Annotated in this window: 18 protein-coding genes and 1 tRNA gene; 8 read left to right on the forward strand and 11 right to left on the reverse strand. The window is 60.4% G+C overall.

The window, feature by feature from the left end; all coding sequences use genetic code 11:
- Positions 1-45 precede the first annotated feature (45 nt).
- From GM655_RS15350 to GM655_RS15370, 5 genes are all read right to left on the reverse strand, one after another.
- Entirely contained in the window at positions 46-999 is a 954-nt protein-coding gene (locus tag GM655_RS15350; protein WP_155435555.1) for an NAD(P)H-dependent flavin oxidoreductase, read from the reverse strand.
- A 90-nt stretch (positions 1000-1089) separates the two neighbouring features.
- On the reverse strand, positions 1090-2004 hold the full coding sequence (locus GM655_RS15355) for an MBL fold metallo-hydrolase (protein WP_155435556.1): 915 nt from the start codon (positions 2002-2004) through the stop codon (positions 1090-1092).
- Positions 2001-2240: a DUF1289 domain-containing protein gene (locus GM655_RS15360; RefSeq protein ID WP_155435557.1), complete on the reverse strand. Its 240-nt coding sequence runs from the start codon at positions 2238-2240 to the stop codon at positions 2001-2003. Before GM655_RS15360 ends, GM655_RS15355 begins: the two co-directional genes overlap by 4 nt.
- A gap of 260 nt (positions 2241-2500) precedes the next feature.
- The gene (locus GM655_RS15365) at positions 2501-3358 is read right to left on the reverse strand and encodes a hypothetical protein (RefSeq protein WP_155435558.1); all 858 of its coding nucleotides are present in this window, start codon (positions 3356-3358) and stop codon (positions 2501-2503) included.
- A 1-nt stretch (position 3359) separates the two neighbouring features.
- Positions 3360-4271 carry an alpha/beta hydrolase gene (locus GM655_RS15370; protein ID WP_229632590.1) on the reverse strand — a complete coding sequence of 304 codons (912 nt, stop codon included), beginning with the start codon at positions 4269-4271 and terminating at the stop codon, positions 3360-3362.
- A 73-nt stretch (positions 4272-4344) separates the two neighbouring features.
- Between GM655_RS15370 and GM655_RS15375 the strand changes: the two genes are divergently transcribed.
- Positions 4345-5010, forward strand: a complete 666-nt coding sequence (locus GM655_RS15375) for a TetR/AcrR family transcriptional regulator (protein WP_155435807.1) — start codon at positions 4345-4347, stop codon at positions 5008-5010.
- 430 nt (positions 5011-5440) lie between these two features.
- Here the strand turns inward: GM655_RS15375 and GM655_RS15380 are convergent, their stop codons facing one another.
- Positions 5441-5839 carry a hypothetical protein gene (locus GM655_RS15380; RefSeq protein ID WP_155435560.1) on the reverse strand — a complete coding sequence of 133 codons (399 nt, stop codon included), beginning with the start codon at positions 5837-5839 and terminating at the stop codon, positions 5441-5443.
- A gap of 61 nt (positions 5840-5900) precedes the next feature.
- The gene (locus GM655_RS15385; RefSeq protein WP_155435561.1) at positions 5901-6143 is read right to left on the reverse strand and encodes a hypothetical protein; all 243 of its coding nucleotides are present in this window, start codon (positions 6141-6143) and stop codon (positions 5901-5903) included.
- A 345-nt stretch (positions 6144-6488) separates the two neighbouring features.
- Between GM655_RS15385 and GM655_RS15390 the strand changes: the two genes are divergently transcribed.
- The gene (locus tag GM655_RS15390) at positions 6489-6902 is read left to right on the forward strand and encodes a ribbon-helix-helix domain-containing protein (RefSeq protein ID WP_155435562.1); all 414 of its coding nucleotides are present in this window, start codon (positions 6489-6491) and stop codon (positions 6900-6902) included.
- 9 nt (positions 6903-6911) lie between these two features.
- Positions 6912-7925, forward strand: a complete 1014-nt coding sequence (locus tag GM655_RS15395; RefSeq protein ID WP_155435563.1) for an extracellular catalytic domain type 1 short-chain-length polyhydroxyalkanoate depolymerase — start codon at positions 6912-6914, stop codon at positions 7923-7925.
- On the opposite strand, the gene GM655_RS15400 is transcribed toward GM655_RS15395, so the two are convergent.
- Genes GM655_RS15400 through GM655_RS15410 form a run of 3 tightly spaced genes read right to left on the reverse strand, consistent with a single transcriptional unit; the run spans position 7922 to position 8979 of the window.
- On the reverse strand, positions 7922-8185 hold the full coding sequence (locus GM655_RS15400; RefSeq protein WP_155435564.1) for a hypothetical protein: 264 nt from the start codon (positions 8183-8185) through the stop codon (positions 7922-7924). The genes GM655_RS15395 and GM655_RS15400 overlap by 4 nt on opposite strands.
- Positions 8182-8391, reverse strand: coding sequence for a zf-HC2 domain-containing protein (locus tag GM655_RS15405; RefSeq protein ID WP_155435565.1), 210 nt, complete (start codon positions 8389-8391; stop codon positions 8182-8184). The genes GM655_RS15400 and GM655_RS15405 overlap by 4 nt, the downstream gene beginning before the upstream one ends.
- Before the next feature lie 12 nt (positions 8392-8403).
- Positions 8404-8979: a sigma-70 family RNA polymerase sigma factor gene (locus GM655_RS15410; protein ID WP_155435566.1), complete on the reverse strand. Its 576-nt coding sequence runs from the start codon at positions 8977-8979 to the stop codon at positions 8404-8406.
- Positions 8980-9123: 144 nt separating this feature from the next.
- Between GM655_RS15410 and argB the strand changes: the two genes are divergently transcribed.
- Together argB and GM655_RS15420 are read left to right on the forward strand one after the other, a co-directional pair.
- Positions 9124-10017, forward strand: coding sequence for an acetylglutamate kinase (argB, locus tag GM655_RS15415; RefSeq protein ID WP_155435808.1), 894 nt, complete (start codon positions 9124-9126; stop codon positions 10015-10017).
- A 51-nt stretch (positions 10018-10068) separates the two neighbouring features.
- Positions 10069-10143: transfer RNA gene (locus tag GM655_RS15420), tRNA-Thr, on the forward strand.
- Positions 10144-10219: 76 nt separating this feature from the next.
- On the opposite strand, the gene GM655_RS15425 is transcribed toward GM655_RS15420, so the two are convergent.
- Entirely contained in the window at positions 10220-11125 is a 906-nt protein-coding gene (locus GM655_RS15425; protein WP_229632591.1) for a TraB/GumN family protein, read from the reverse strand.
- Positions 11126-11163: 38 nt separating this feature from the next.
- Between GM655_RS15425 and GM655_RS15430 the strand changes: the two genes are divergently transcribed.
- Genes GM655_RS15430 through pabB form a run of 3 tightly spaced genes read left to right on the forward strand, consistent with a single transcriptional unit; the run spans position 11164 to position 14388 of the window.
- Positions 11164-11892, forward strand: a complete 729-nt coding sequence (locus GM655_RS15430; protein WP_371866841.1) for an HAD-IA family hydrolase — start codon at positions 11164-11166, stop codon at positions 11890-11892.
- 49 nt (positions 11893-11941) lie between these two features.
- Positions 11942-12523: a nucleoid occlusion factor SlmA gene (gene slmA, locus GM655_RS15435; RefSeq protein WP_155435567.1), complete on the forward strand. Its 582-nt coding sequence runs from the start codon at positions 11942-11944 to the stop codon at positions 12521-12523.
- Positions 12524-12525: 2 nt separating this feature from the next.
- Positions 12526-14388: an aminodeoxychorismate synthase component I gene (gene pabB / locus GM655_RS15440; RefSeq protein WP_155435568.1), complete on the forward strand. Its 1863-nt coding sequence runs from the start codon at positions 12526-12528 to the stop codon at positions 14386-14388.
- Positions 14389-14405 lie beyond the last annotated feature (17 nt).

Below are 14405 nucleotides of genomic sequence, written 5' to 3' on the forward strand. Positions count from 1 at the left end.
ACCGGCTCCGGTCCGCGCAGTTTTTTTTGCGCTTGGCGCGCCAGCTTACAGCGCCAGACGGGCGCGCGCTGCGTCGTACTCGGCCTTCAGACGGGCTACCATCTCTGCGGTGGTCGGCACATCATCCATCAGGCCCACACCCTGACCAGCGCCCCAGATATCGCGCCACGCCTTGGCGCTGCCCGAACCGAAGTTCATCGCCGTCTTGTCGGAAGTCGGCAGCGCATCCGGATCGAGGCCGGCTGCGACGATGGACTTCTTCAGGTAGTTACCATGCACGCCGGTGAACAGGTTGGAATAGATGATGTCGGCCGCCGTCGATTCGACGATGGCGTTGCGGTAGTCTTCGCTGACATTCGATTCCTTGGTGGCCAGCCAGCGCGAGCCGATGTAGGCAAAGTCGGCGCCCATGGCCTGTGCTGCCAGAATCGCATCGCCGGTGGCGATAGAGCCGGACAGGGCGATCGGGCCCTTGAAGAATTTGCGCACTTCGCCCACCAGCGCGAACGGCGACAGATTGCCCGCGTGGCCGCCCGCCCCGGCCGCCACCAGAATCAGGCCATCGACGCCCGCTTCCAGCGCTTTTTCCGCGTGACGGATGGAGACCACGTCGTGCATCACGATGCCGCCGTAGCTGTGGATAGCGTCCAGCATCTCTTTCGGTGGCGCGCGCAGCGAGGAAATGATGATAGGCACCTGATGCTTGACGCAGACTTCCACGTCATGGGCCAGGCGGTCATTCGACTGGTGCACGATCTGGTTGACGGCGATCGGGCCAACGCGCTTATCGGGATGAGCGGCCTGATACTCGGCCAACTCTTTTTTCAGATCCGTCAGCCACACATCCAGCAATTCGGCCGGACGGGCGTTCAGCGCCGGGAAGGAACCGACGATGCCGGCCTTGCACTGGGCCGCCACCAGCGCCGGACCACTGGCGATGAACATCGGGGAAGCTATGACGGGAAGGGAAAGATTCTGCAACGCTGCTGGCAGGGCCATGGCGAACTCGCTCACAAAAGTTAATCGGGGAACAGCGGTCGATTATAGAGCAGAAAATAGTACGATCGTGCAGAAACTAGGGGTGAACCTCTACATTTCGTGATTAAGTAAGTACTCACCCTCGCGGCGAGCTGCACCGGCACGTATAAGTTGCTGTGCCACCCACTCGCCTAATTCCTGTGGCGTCTGACGCAGATGGTTGCGGTTGGCCGCTTCGAAGACGGGCATGGAGAGCAGCAGGGTGGGCACATCTCTCAGCGCGATGCGCTGGCGTTCCAGCAGCAGGAACTTGAGCAGCACCTTGAGCGCGTTCTGGGCATTGCGCACCGGATCGGCCGAGAGGTAGTCGAGACGGGTGCGGGCGCGCGCCAGCGCACCGGCCACGTCGGTGAACGGCCGGCCATGGCCGGGCACCACCAGCCGCACATCGAGGCTGGCGATCAAGTCCAGCGTGGCGGCCGCTTCGGCAAAGCCCGATTCGCCATCGAGTTCGGGGAAGATCACGCCGAAGCCGTTTTCCCACAGCGCATCGGCCGACAGCAGCAAGCGATGTTGCGGGCAATAGAAAATCACGGAACTGGGGTCATGGCCGGGCGCGCCCAGCACCTGCCACTCCATGCCGCCCAGTTGCAGCACTTCGCCGCAAGACAGCGTGCTATCGAAACTGAAGCGGTCGCAGCGCTGGCCCGTGGCCTTGAAGCTCAGCGCTTCCACATCCCAGCGCCGCACCTTGTCCGCTTCGGCCACAGGAATGGCCGTGTGACTGGCGTAATGGGCTTGCAGGATGGCATTGCCGCCGCAGTGGTCGGAATGCAGGTGGCTATTCAGGATGCGGTCCAGCGGGCGCTCGCCCAGTGCATGGCGCACCAGCGCCAGCGTCTGCTCGGCATGGCTGACATAGCCGGTATCGAACAGTGCCGTGTCGTCCGGCCCCACCAGCAGCACATTATTCGAGGAAAGCCAGCCGCGCTGGAACACCTTGATGCTGTCTGGTAGCTCGTTCATGCCGCGTCCGCCGGCTGACTAGCGCGACGTTCCGGCAACTTGGCCCAGACGGCGCGTTTGTAATCATCATCGGCCTTGGACCAGGCAATGATTTCTTCGATGGTACGCATGCAGCCCAGACAGTACTGGCGGTCCTGATCCATCTTGCACAGGCTGACGCAGGGCGAAGGCACGGGAGCAGCAAGACCGGAAACTGCGGCGTTGCTAGCTGTGGGGATGTTAGCGAATTCACTCATGATGCGTATTTTATCGTGATTGTGAATTCATGCTTGCAGCCCAGCCCGACAGTCGGCTTCCGCCCCATAGCCGTCAGTCACGACAAGCGCTTTTTCGATGCGATATGCATTTACAAAATGACTAACTAGGTGCGTCAGAGGTTGCGAAATCCGTCCTGTAGCCCTGATCTGATCAACCCACGCCAACTTCATCGTCTCCCCGTCGCTTCACGCACGGCTTCTCACACGCGCCTTCGAGAGTGCCTTCGTGCTTCCGAAGCTTAGTCAACGACTACGCGACGGTAGATGCCGATTTCCGATTGAATCGTCAGATTCATTTCGTCCAACACCAGCGTGTTGTTGAAGCGCAGTGAGGAGGGCTTTGCAGTCTGCAAAAGGTACGTGCTCAGGCGCGGAAACTCGATGGTTGCCAGCCCCCCAAAGCTGTTCTGGAAGGTGCTGGTCGGATTCAGCGTAGTGTGTACCTGTTGATACCCGCACATGCCCGTTCGTTTGACGTTGTCGCTCACGAGTTGGGCATGCTCGTGAATCCAGTACCGTTGAGCTTCCTCCCGTGTTTTGTTCCAAGGCGTACGCGTGATGACCGTCAGGTACACGGACTCGCCCATCGAGGGCGGAGAGCCCAACACGTTGTATCGACGGTCACACTCACATGTCGAGACCTCCTCGCAAAGCGACTTGAGCGTTTCGTGAGCCCAGTGAAGAGCATCGATTTGCTCTCGCGTAGGTGCGTGGTCGAACTTGACTTCGACGAATGCGTCGTAGCGCGGTGTGAGGTTCGACGTGAACTTCGGCGGCGTCGGCATGCCCCCAAGCATGGCGGGAAGTTTCAGTGCTCCGTGGCTGCGAACGGCCGCAAAAGGCAAAACCTCGAGCCCACCCTTTGTGGCTAGGTGAAAAAGCGCGACGCTTGTTTGGGTGAGCGCCGCTTGCCTACGCCAGTTGGGCAAGACGTTCTGAAGCAGGACTTGCATGAACTGCTTTCGCTTGATCGCACGCTCTCGCCTCAGCAAGAAATAGACAGTCGTTCCTGCGATCAGCTGTGGCGAAACAGGACCGGCGCTGACCTTGCTGCGCGGGAAGAACAGATCGTGGAGGACTCCGCTTGCATGGCTCATCTCAATGTCCTCCATGTTCAGCGGGTACGAATCGGGCAAGGAAGTCGAGTTGGTCCTGCACCACTTTTTCGAATGCACGGCCAACGTAGATATCGAAGTGGCCTTCGTTGTAGAGCTTGATCTCTCGATTTGGCGTTCGACGTGCATGCCTTAGGGCCGCGTCAGCCGGAGCCACTGTGTCCTTCTCGCAGATGCAGTAGAGAACCGGCGCGGCAATTCGCCTGGTAGCACGACCGGGCATATAGCGGGCGACCTGCAGAGCAACCCGCGCCGCGACACGGTTCACAAATCCACCCGCCGAATTCGACGGCACGAGCTGCATGTAGCCCGGCAATGCATCCCAGGACGTCATCAAAGCCAGTCCGCCAGGGCGGCCCGCTGTGTCGATGAGCACAGGCTTTGCGCCGAACCACGAAAGAACCTGATCCAGCAAAGCGAGGCTCGTCACCTTGAACGACGTGACGGGTGAGATGGCCAGACTTGAAGCGAGGCCGTCGGTGAAGGGGCATTGAGAGATCACCGCAGCAAGCCGGGGATCGTCCGCTGCCGTCGCAAGCACATGACCACCACCAAACGAAGTGCCCCAGATGATCACCTGATCGCCGTCCACCTCCTTGAGGCTGCGAGCAAATGCCACTGCGGCCTTCCAATCCTGCAGTTGCTTCTTCACATCCAGCAACTGCCTGGGCAGCCCTTCGCTGTCGCCAAAGTGCCGATAGTCGAAGACCAGGCAGGCGTAGCCAGCAGCCTGGAAGCGCTCGGCATAGGCAGGCAGGCGCATTGTCCGCACACTGCCCAAGCCGTGCCCCATCACGATGATCGGCGCGGGTTTCTTGGTGTCTGGCAGGTACAGCCATGCCGCGCACGAAGTGCCATCCGCAGAGCTAAAGCGCACATCTGAACTCTTGAACATTTCCATCTCCTAATGTAGAATTGATTCCAATGTTGGAAACAATTCTAATATTCACATGAGCTACGGTCAAGACATGAGTGAACGCCCGACAACACGAACACAGCGAAGAACCCTAGAGGCGCGCGAAGCGATCCTCGACGCGGCTGAATCCATCCTCAGCGAGGGAGGCATCGCGGCACTGACGACGGAGGAGGTGGCCCGGCGTACTGACATGGCGATTCAGACCGTCTACAACCGTGTGGGCGGCAAGCAAGCGCTCTTGATTGCCATCGCTGAACGAGCACTCGAAGCGACGCGGGCGTTCTTGGATGTGGCCTACGCTGAAGGTGGTCCGCCAGACAAGCAGATTCGTCGCGTCAGTCTGGCCTATGCACGGCTGGCGTTTGAGCGGCCCCACTCTTTCCGGATTTTTGCGAACCCTCCTGAAGAGCCGGAGGCCATCAAGAGGGTTGCGGAACTCGCAAACGAACAGCATGCGAAGCTGGCAAACATCATCCAGCAAGGGATCGACGCTGGATTGGTGCGCACCGTACTCAACCCAGAGGTCACGGCCACTGCGCTGTGGGCCATGATGAACGGGTTGCTCACTATCGCACTGCGCAACGACGCTATGCGCCCATCGATGGTTAGTCCTCAGGCTTTGGTCGAGATGGCGCTCCTAGTTCTGGAGAGTGGCCTCCAATATCTTAGCCCGGAGACGTCGAGCCCCAAGGAGGGGAGGCAACTCCTGCAGGGATGACCCTATTCGTGTAGCGGTGGAAGCAAATGACTGGTGGGCGCCATGTTGCCCAGATGTATGGTGATTGCCTTGGCCAACACAGGCAACGTCGGCAATTCAAAGTTCCTGCGTTCGGATGCTCAAGTCGAAGTTCTCGCAGATTGGCTGGAGCACTTTTCCACCAGCATGAGATAGTGATTGTTCATAAGACCCGCCATGAAAACCTTGGCCGCGATCAATCAACTGCTTGACTGCTGCAGCCCTGCATTCTTCCGTGCACCGATTTCCACTCAAGATGACTCTATGCATAGATTTCCTGCTCAGAAATGTCTGGTGTTATGGAGGCGATTCAAACCTCTAGAATCTCTATCAGCTATTTAGCAGCAAGTTACCTGTGACTGGCAGCTAATGGCCGGGTGCGGCCTACCCGAAGCCGCCGTTAGAGCAGACGTTATACTCCATTCTGCTTACAAAGCGACCTCGGGGACTCAGCACGCCACGCAATTCCAACTGTCAACATCACAAATACCAAGAACAACGCTTGTGCAATAAACGAAGCGATGTCAAAGCCGTACGCCACTCCAACCCAAGAATTGATGACGACATCGGACACTATAATCACGGCGGTGAGCCCCAGGCCGAGTTTGGGATTAATCATCAGTAAAAACACAGCGAGCGCGTCGACAAATGTCAATCCAGTCCAAAAAAAGCACACGAACACAGGCAACCCACCATAGTTCCAATCCAAGCCATGTTCGGCAACTGTCCTGGCATGATTATAGAAAGCACCTGCCAAACAAATGGCATATAGAAGGCGTATTAAAAACGGACGGTTTCGCAATGGCTTCAATCATTTCCTCATTCTTTCGTACCACGACGGGCTGCTTCTGGCCGACAACAGAAGCAGTGCTTCATTCATCACGCGCCGATTCCCGGCGCGCAGTTTGAAGCCGCTGTATCTCAGCTTGCAAGTCTCGGATCTGTTTTTGCATTGAGTAGGTGACCATACCTACAAAGAAGAAGCACATCGTGAGCCAAATGGCGACATACTTCCAATTGTCGAGCGATGCCGCTCCATTGCCGACATATAGATACACAATAAGCGCACAAAATGCGGCCGGCACCAAATGACGTACTACTTGCTGAGTAGACATAAACGCTCCTATATCGTTTGCACCACATTAGTCTGCCGCCGGCCGAACCCAGCCTTATGTGCAAAAGAATAGCATCTTGCACATCTGGAAAATTCACGCATTCTCACTGCTGGGGCGGCGCTAAATTGGCCGACAGTAGGCCCTTGTGCTACCCGCAACGCAGCTCCAATTTCAGCGAAGTCCGGCCTGAGTGCCGCTACAACCAAACCTGGTTTCCACGCGCAACCAAAATGCGCATACAAAGACATCGGTAAGTTAAGTACCGCACTCATGCGCGTTAGTGCTTGCTATGCAGCGTTTCAGTCCTATACTACCATCCATATAGATGGTGATTGGATGGAGATCATGGCCAGACAGGAACTCAAGGAGCGCACCGCCGAGGCGGAAAAAATCACCATCAACCTCGGCCCCATCGATCTGGGCCAGATCGACCTGCTGGTGCAGGAGGGGTTTTATGCCAATCGCAGCGATCTGATCCGCACGGCCATCCGCAACCAGCTGGGCCAGCATGCCGACGTGGTGAAACAGACGGTAGCACGGAAAAGTCTGGTGCTCGGTATGCAGCATTACTCAAGGGCCGATCTGGAAGCCCTGCAGGCCGCCGGAGAGCGGCTGCACATTCATGTACTGGGTCTGGCCAGCATCGCCAGCGATGTTTCTGTCGAACTGGCACTGGCCACCATCGAATCCATCTTCGTACTGGGCTCGCTGCATGCGAGTGCAGTCCTCAAAACGGCGCTGGCCCCGCGCATACGCTAAAGGGACATCATGAAACTACCTCTGTTTTCGCAGCTGCGCTCGAGCGCACAGAAACTGTTCAACCGCAGTACCCGTCAGGCCGTGGAGCAGGCCATGGACACGCTGCGCCAGCACCAGAGCAGCCTGCCCGTGATCGATCTGAGTTCGCTGCTGCAGCCGGCCCCCGTAGCGCGGGTGCCGCGCGATGCCCGTTTCATCGAAGGCAGCTACACCAACCATGCGGGCAGCCGCCAGTACAAGCTGTATGTGCCGGCCAGCTACCACGGCCAGCCCATGCCGCTGCTGGTGATGCTGCACGGCTGCACGCAGGACCCCGACGACTTTGCCGCCGGCACCCAGATGAACCAGCTGGCCGAGGAAAACCAGTATTTCGTGCTGTATCCGGCACAAAGTCCGGCAGCCAATCAGGCCAAGTGCTGGAACTGGTTCAACGCCATCGACCAGCAGCGCGGTCAGGGCGAACCGTCCATCATCGCCGGCATGACGGAGCAGGTGATGGCAGACTATCCCGTGATCGAAGAGCAGGTGTATGTGGCCGGGCTGTCTGCGGGCGGCGCCATGGCCGTCATCGTCGGCACGCTGTATCCCGAACTGTTTGCCGCCGTGGGCGTGCATTCGGGCCTGCCCTACGGTTCGGCGCAGGATCTGCCCTCGGCACTGTCGGCCATGAAGCGGGGCGCCAGCAGCATGGCCGTGGCGTCCTCACCGGCCAGCCAGCCCATCATCGTGTTCCATGGCGACAGCGATACCACCGTCAATCCTCGCAATGGCGAACAGCTGCTGGCCCAGCGCCAGCTGCCCCAGCATGGCAAGGCTGAAATCCGCAGCGGCGGTGTGCCCAATGGCCACCGCTACACCCGCACAACCCACATGGGCAGCAACGGCAAACCGCTGGGCGAGCACTGGCTGGTGCACGGCGCCGGCCATGCATGGTCGGGCGGCAGTGCGAACGGCAGTTATACGGATGGGCGCGGGCCGAATGCCAGCCGCGAAATGCTGCGCTTCTTCCGTACCGTACGCTAACGCTTGAGTTCAGCCGTGCTGCCGCCGGCGGTGGCCGCGCGCTGCTGGGCGGCGATTTCGGCACGCAGGCAGTCCGGGCACCAGCAACCGGCGGCACCGGCTAGCGGCACCGGCAGCAGCATGGGCAGTGCGGTACACCAGCAGGGCGCTTCCGCCACAGCAGAACTGCCGTCCTGCACGGGCGCAGCGTCGCTGGCACGCCCTGCGCCGTCAGCCATCGTACAGTGGAATTCGGCGCCGCAGCGCGTGCACAGGCTCATTTTCCGTGCTCGTCGGGGAAGCGGCGCATGGCTGTGCGCAGCAGCGCCATCTGGCCGTTGAAGCGGGTGCAGCCATCGCACACCATCAAGTGCAGGCGCAAGCGGGTACGCTCGACAAACGACAGTTCGCGATCCATGCCCTCCGATACCAGCCGGTGCGCTTCGCGGCAGGTCGGTTTCAATCCGGTTTTATCAGGCTTCGTCATATTCGGCTCGATTCATTGAGGACTGCGCTGGCCGAACCAGTTCAGGTCCAGACATTCGCGCAGGCGCAAGCGCGCCCGATAAAGCAGCACCCACGCATTAGACGAAGTAATCGCCAGTTCCTTACAGATTTCTTCCGTTTCAAGTTCCAGCCATTCGCGCATCATGAACACGCGGGCCGTCTGGGCCGGCAGTTTTTCCAGGCACAGCTCGAGCGTGCGGAAGAAATCCTTCTGCTCCAGTGCCGTATCGGGGTCGCCCCAGGCCTGCGGCGGCGCGACCGTGTGACCGTTGGCGGTGAACAGCGCATCGATCAGCTCATCGTCGCCCTGCCCCTCGTCCGTATCGAACTGGCGCTCGCGGGTGGAAGAGCGCAGGCAGTCGATGATCTTGAACTTGAGGATGCCCGTCACATAGGTGCGCAGCGAGGATGCCCCGGTAAAGCGCTCGGGCTTTTCCAGCACGGCGATCAGGGCATCCTGTACGGCATCCTCGGCCAGCGTCTGATTCCTAATTTGCAACTGTGCAAATCGGACAAGCTGGGGACGCATCTGTTCCAGTTGGCGGTGCAAAGTGTCGGGAGCGCTCATATGGCGGCCAGCGTAGCGGAGGATCTAAGAAAATACAACCGGATAGCCCTATAATGCGTGGTCTACGGTCGCTACAGGCTGTAAAATTGCACAAAATTTTTTTCCGGACTCGCCATGACCCAACTGACCAACCTGAACTTAGGCATGAATGATGACCTGACTGCGGTTTCGCCGCAGATCAAGGCGCAGATTCTGGCTGAGGCCCTGCCCTACATCCGCAATTTCCATGGCAAGACCATCGTGATCAAATACGGTGGCAATGCCATGACGGACGAGCGCCTGAAACACGGCTTCGCGCGCGATGTCATCCTGCTCAAGCTGGTGGGCATGAATCCGGTGGTGGTGCACGGCGGCGGTCCGCAGATCGACAACGCGCTGAAAAAAATCGGCAAGCAGGGCACCTTCGTGCAGGGCATGCGTATCACCGACGAAGAAACCATGGAAGTGGTGGAGTGGGTGCTGGGCGGCGAGGTGCAGCAGGACATCGTGATGCTGATCAATCACTACGGCGGTCAGGCCGTGGGTCTGACGGGTAAGGACGGTGGTCTGATCCGCGCCCGCAAAATGGCCATGCCGGACCGCGAGAATCCGGGCGAGTTCCTCGACATCGGCTTCGTGGGCGAAATCGAGGCGATCAATCCGGCCGTCGTGAAAGCCCTGCAGGACGACGCCTTCATTCCTATCATCTCGCCTATCGGCTTCGGTCAGGATGGCCAGGCCTACAACATCAATGCCGACGTAGTTGCGGGCAAGATCGCGGAAATCCTGAAAGCGGAAAAGCTGATCATGATGACCAACATCGCCGGCGTGCAAGATAAGCAGGGCAATCTGGTGACCGACCTGTCGGCCCGCGAGATCGACGAGATGTTCGCCGACGGTACAATTTCGGGTGGTATGCTGCCTAAAATTTCATCGGCACTCGACGCAGCCAAGTCCGGCGTGAACACGGTTCACATTATTGATGGCCGGATTGAGCACTCTTTATTGCTGGAAGTCTTGACCGAACAGGCTTTTGGCACTATGATCCGGTCTCACTAAAAATTTGGCGGTGCTGTTAAGCCTCAGTTTTAGCGTACCGCCACATTCAATGCCCTTGTAGCTCAGTGGTAGAGCACTCCCTTGGTAAGGGAGAGGCCACGTGTTCAATCCACGTCAAGGGCACCATCCTGCTGCACCCTCCCCGCTCTAAAATTTTTATCCGACTGCCCTGTCAGGCTTTGTCACGCCCTGCGCTAGTACGCTAGTACAGCCGTTCGACCTTCAGGCCGCGCTTGCGCAGCAGTTCCGGCACGCTGTACTGCCCCACCAGATGCAGGATGCCGACTGCGGCTACCGCATTGTCGGCCTGCTGCATCAGCCGCTGCATGCCGTCGGCCAGCCCCGGATTGCGCCCTTCCAGAAGAACCTTCTGCACGAAGCGCCCGGAATGGCTGTCATCCTGCTCGGCCTTGCTGGCGAGTTCCTCGAGCGCCGCTGCATCGGCATGGCGCCATGCATCGCCAATGGCGCGCGCCTGGCTGGCCTGTTCGCGCGATTCGATGCCGGCAATGGCTTCCTGCAAAAAGATCAACTGCTGCGACCCGCCCATGCTGTCAAACAGCGCCATCTGGCTTTCGGCCGATTCCAGCTCCACTACTTTCTGCCCGCGCTTGTGCGCCTGCTTCGACAGATAGGCATCGACCGCCAGCGCCGTGCTGTAGCCCTGATTGGAAAATTCGGAAATCGTCAGCACGCTGGCCAGTAGCCACGGCTTCATGGCGGCCACACTATTCGCCTCGATGTGATACTCGCGCAGCAAACGCTCGAGCCGCAAGCGCCACGACGCCGACAGCGTGGGCGCATTGCCTCCTCTGCCCTGCATGCCGTAACGCTGCACGACTTTGGCCAGCGCCTGCTGATCGCCCAGCGGGTCGATCTCCAGCGCCAGCACGGGCGCCTGTTCCAGCAACTGCGCCAGTTGCGGCTCGAGCGGATAGAAATCGGCAGCACCCACGTGTATGGTGCCAAACAGGTAGAGCGTGCGGCCGGACTGCTCGATCTTGAACAGCGCGCCATGACGGGTGCCGCTATTTTCAGCATGGGCTGCAACGGGCGAGAGCAGCAGCGCGAGCAAACTGCAGAACATCACTATAATCTGACGCAGCATGACACCCTTTTTCAGCAAATCCGACGTGAACAATTGAAGTGAGCATTATTACCCGCAAAGACACGGTGTGGCTATTCGATCTCGATAACACCCTGCACAACGCCTCACATGCCATCTTCCCCGCCATCATGGGGCGGATGAACGACTACATCGCCCGCGTGCTGGGTGACGGCACCACGCCGGCCACACCGGAGCAGGTGGAAGCTGCACGCACCGGCTACTGGCGCCGTTACGGCGTAACGATGCTGGGACTGGTGAAGCACCATAACGTGGATGCGGCCCATTTTCTGCACGAGACCCACAATCTGGAGCAGCTGCACAGCATGATCCGCGCCGAAACCGGCTTGCGCCAGCTACTGCGCCGCCTGCCCGGCCGCAAAATCCTGCTGACCAATGCGCCGCACCGCTATTCCACCAAGGTGGTGCGCCATCTGGGCCTGCAGCGCCAGTTCAGCCACCATGTGGCAGTGGAAGCGATGACGGTGCACGGCAAGATGCGTCCCAAGCCTTCACGCCTGCTGCTGCGTAGCCTGCTGCGACGCCAGCAACTGCGCCCCGGCCGCTGCGTGCTGGTGGAGGATACGCTGGCCAATCTGCGCACGGCCCACCAGCTAGGCATACGCACGGCATGGGTCACCCAGTACCTGACGCAGGAGGATACGGCCGGCATGGCGCACCAGCAAAAACGCTTAATTCGCCCCGCTTACGTCGATGTCAAAGTAAAATCTGTCCGACAGCTGCCGGCCCGCCTGCACCATTTGCGCTAACACCCTGCTAGCAGCCTTACCGATTCGACCACCACCACTGCGAGATCACATGGCAAGCACACCGCCGGGCCAACGCCGCATGCAGATACTGCAAGCACTGGCCGAAATGCTGGAACAGCCCAAGGGCGACCGGATTACCACCGCTGCGCTGGCGCGCAAGCTGGAGTTCTCCGAGGCGGCGCTGTACCGCCATTTCGCCAGCAAGGCGCAGATGTTCGAGGGGCTGATCGAATTTATCGAATCGACCGTGTTCGGCCTGATCAACCGGATTACCGAGCAACAGAACGACGGCCTGCTGCAGGCGCGTGATATGGTGGGCATGCTGCTGAATTTTTCAGCACAGAACCCCGGCATGACGCGCGTACTGACGGGCGAGGCGCTGGTCAACGAGGACGAACGGCTGCAACTGCGCATGAACCAGTTCTACGACCGCGTGGAACTGGCGCTGAAACAGGCCTTGCGCATCGCCGCCAGCGAAGGCCAGACGCGCGAGGCCGATGTGCCGGCGCGCGCCAGCATGCTGGTCAGCTTCGTGATCGGACGCTGGCACCGTTATGCCAAGAGTGGCTTCAAGAATAACCCCACACAGGATGCACCGCTGCAAATTGCCTTGCTGCTGACTTCAGTTTAACCATGGATGTAGATGTATTCGCGCTGCTGGACGACGCCAGCCCGCACAACGCACCGGCCGCCGCTGGTGCGCCGCACCGCTCACGCCTGTACACCGGCCATCTGGCCACGCTGCGCTGCCAGCACATAGGCCAGTGGCCGCAACTGCTGGAACAGATGCAGACGGCGCTCACGCTGGGCGCCTACGCCGTCACCGTCTGCCAGTACGAACTGGGCGAGCAACTACTGCAACTGGATGGCATCGATGCCACGCCGCCTGCAGAACTGGCGCAGATACTGCTGTTCTCGCGCTGCGACCTGCTCGATAGCGCACAAGTCGGCGCATGGCTGGCCGCCCGTAGCGGCACGCCGGAGAACGCCAGCGCTGCGACCGCGCCAGCCGGCATCGCCAATATCCGCCCGAATATCGACCAGTCCGCGTTTGGCGCCGCGCTGGCGCGCATTCACGACTACATCGCGGCGGGCGACACCTATCAGGTCAACTACACCTACCGGCTGCGCTTCGACGCCTATGGCAGCATCTACGCGCTGTACGCGCGCCTGCGCGAACGCCAGCCCGTGCCTTATGGCGCGCTGCTGCAACTGGACGATGGCAGCGCCATCCTGTCGCTGTCGCCGGAGCTGTTCGTGCGCCATCAGGATGGCGTGCTCACGGCACGCCCCATGAAAGGCACGGCGCCCGCCAGCAGCGACGACGCCGAAAACCAGCGCCGCGCGCAGGCACTGGCCGCCGACAGCAAGAACCGCGCGGAAAACCTGATGATCGTCGATCTGCTGCGCAACGACGTGGCGCGTATCGCCACCACCGGCAGCGTGCAGGTGCCGGCGCTGTTCGACGTGCAGCGCTACAGCAGCGTGCTGCAGATGACCTCTACCATCACCGCGCAACTGCGCGACGATGCCACGCTGGCTGACATCTTTGCAGCGCTCTACCCTTGCGGCTCGATCACGGGCGCACCCAAACGCCGCACCATGGAAATCATCCGCGAACTGGAACCGGACCCGCGCGGCATCTACACGGGCGCCATCGGCTGGTTCGATCCGCGCAGCGATGGCAAGGTAGGGGACTTCTGCATGTCCGTTCCCATCCGCACGCTGGCATTGCAGGCGCCAGATGCCGCGCTCGGTGTGCGCCACGGCGAAATGGGCGTGGGCGCCGGCATCGTGTTCGACAGCGACGCGACCGAGGAATATGCGGAATGCCAGCTCAAAGCCCGCTTCCTGACAGGGCTGCAAAGCCAGTTCGAAATTTTCGAAACGCTGCAGGCCAGCCATGCCGGCGCCCAGCATCAGGCGCGCCATCTGGCGCGGCTGGCTGCTTCGGCGCAGTACTTCGGCTATCCGTGGGATGAGGCAGCGGCAGCAGCAGCGATTACGCAGGCCTGCGCCAGCATGGCCGTACAACAGACCTACCGCCTGCGGCTGGCGCTGTCTGCCAGCGGCGATTTCTCCGTGCAGCAGGCTGCCATCACGCCGCTGGCGACGCCCGTCAAGCTGCTGCTGGCGGCTGATGCGACCAGCGCCAGCGAGCTATTCCTGCGCCACAAAACCAGCATCCGCACACGCTACGACGCGGCATGGCGTGCCGCCGAAGCGGCCGGCGGCTTCGATACGCTGTTCTTCAACGAACGGGGCGAACTGACGGAAGGTGGGCGCAGCAATGTGCTGGTGAAAATCGATGGCCGCTGGCTCACGCCGCCGCTGTCGTGCGGCTTGCTGCCGGGCGTCATGCGCGCCGTGCTGCTGGACGATCCGCAATGGCAGATCGAACAGGCCGTGATCACGCGCGCCATGCTGCAACAGGCCGAAGCCATCATGGTCTGCAACGCCTTGCGCGGCGTATTGCCTGCCGTGCTGGCCAGCTAGCCTCGCTGTGCCGCGCT

The organism is Pseudoduganella danionis, from assembly GCF_009720775.1.
Classification (GTDB): domain Bacteria; phylum Pseudomonadota; class Gammaproteobacteria; order Burkholderiales; family Burkholderiaceae_D; genus Rugamonas; species Rugamonas danionis.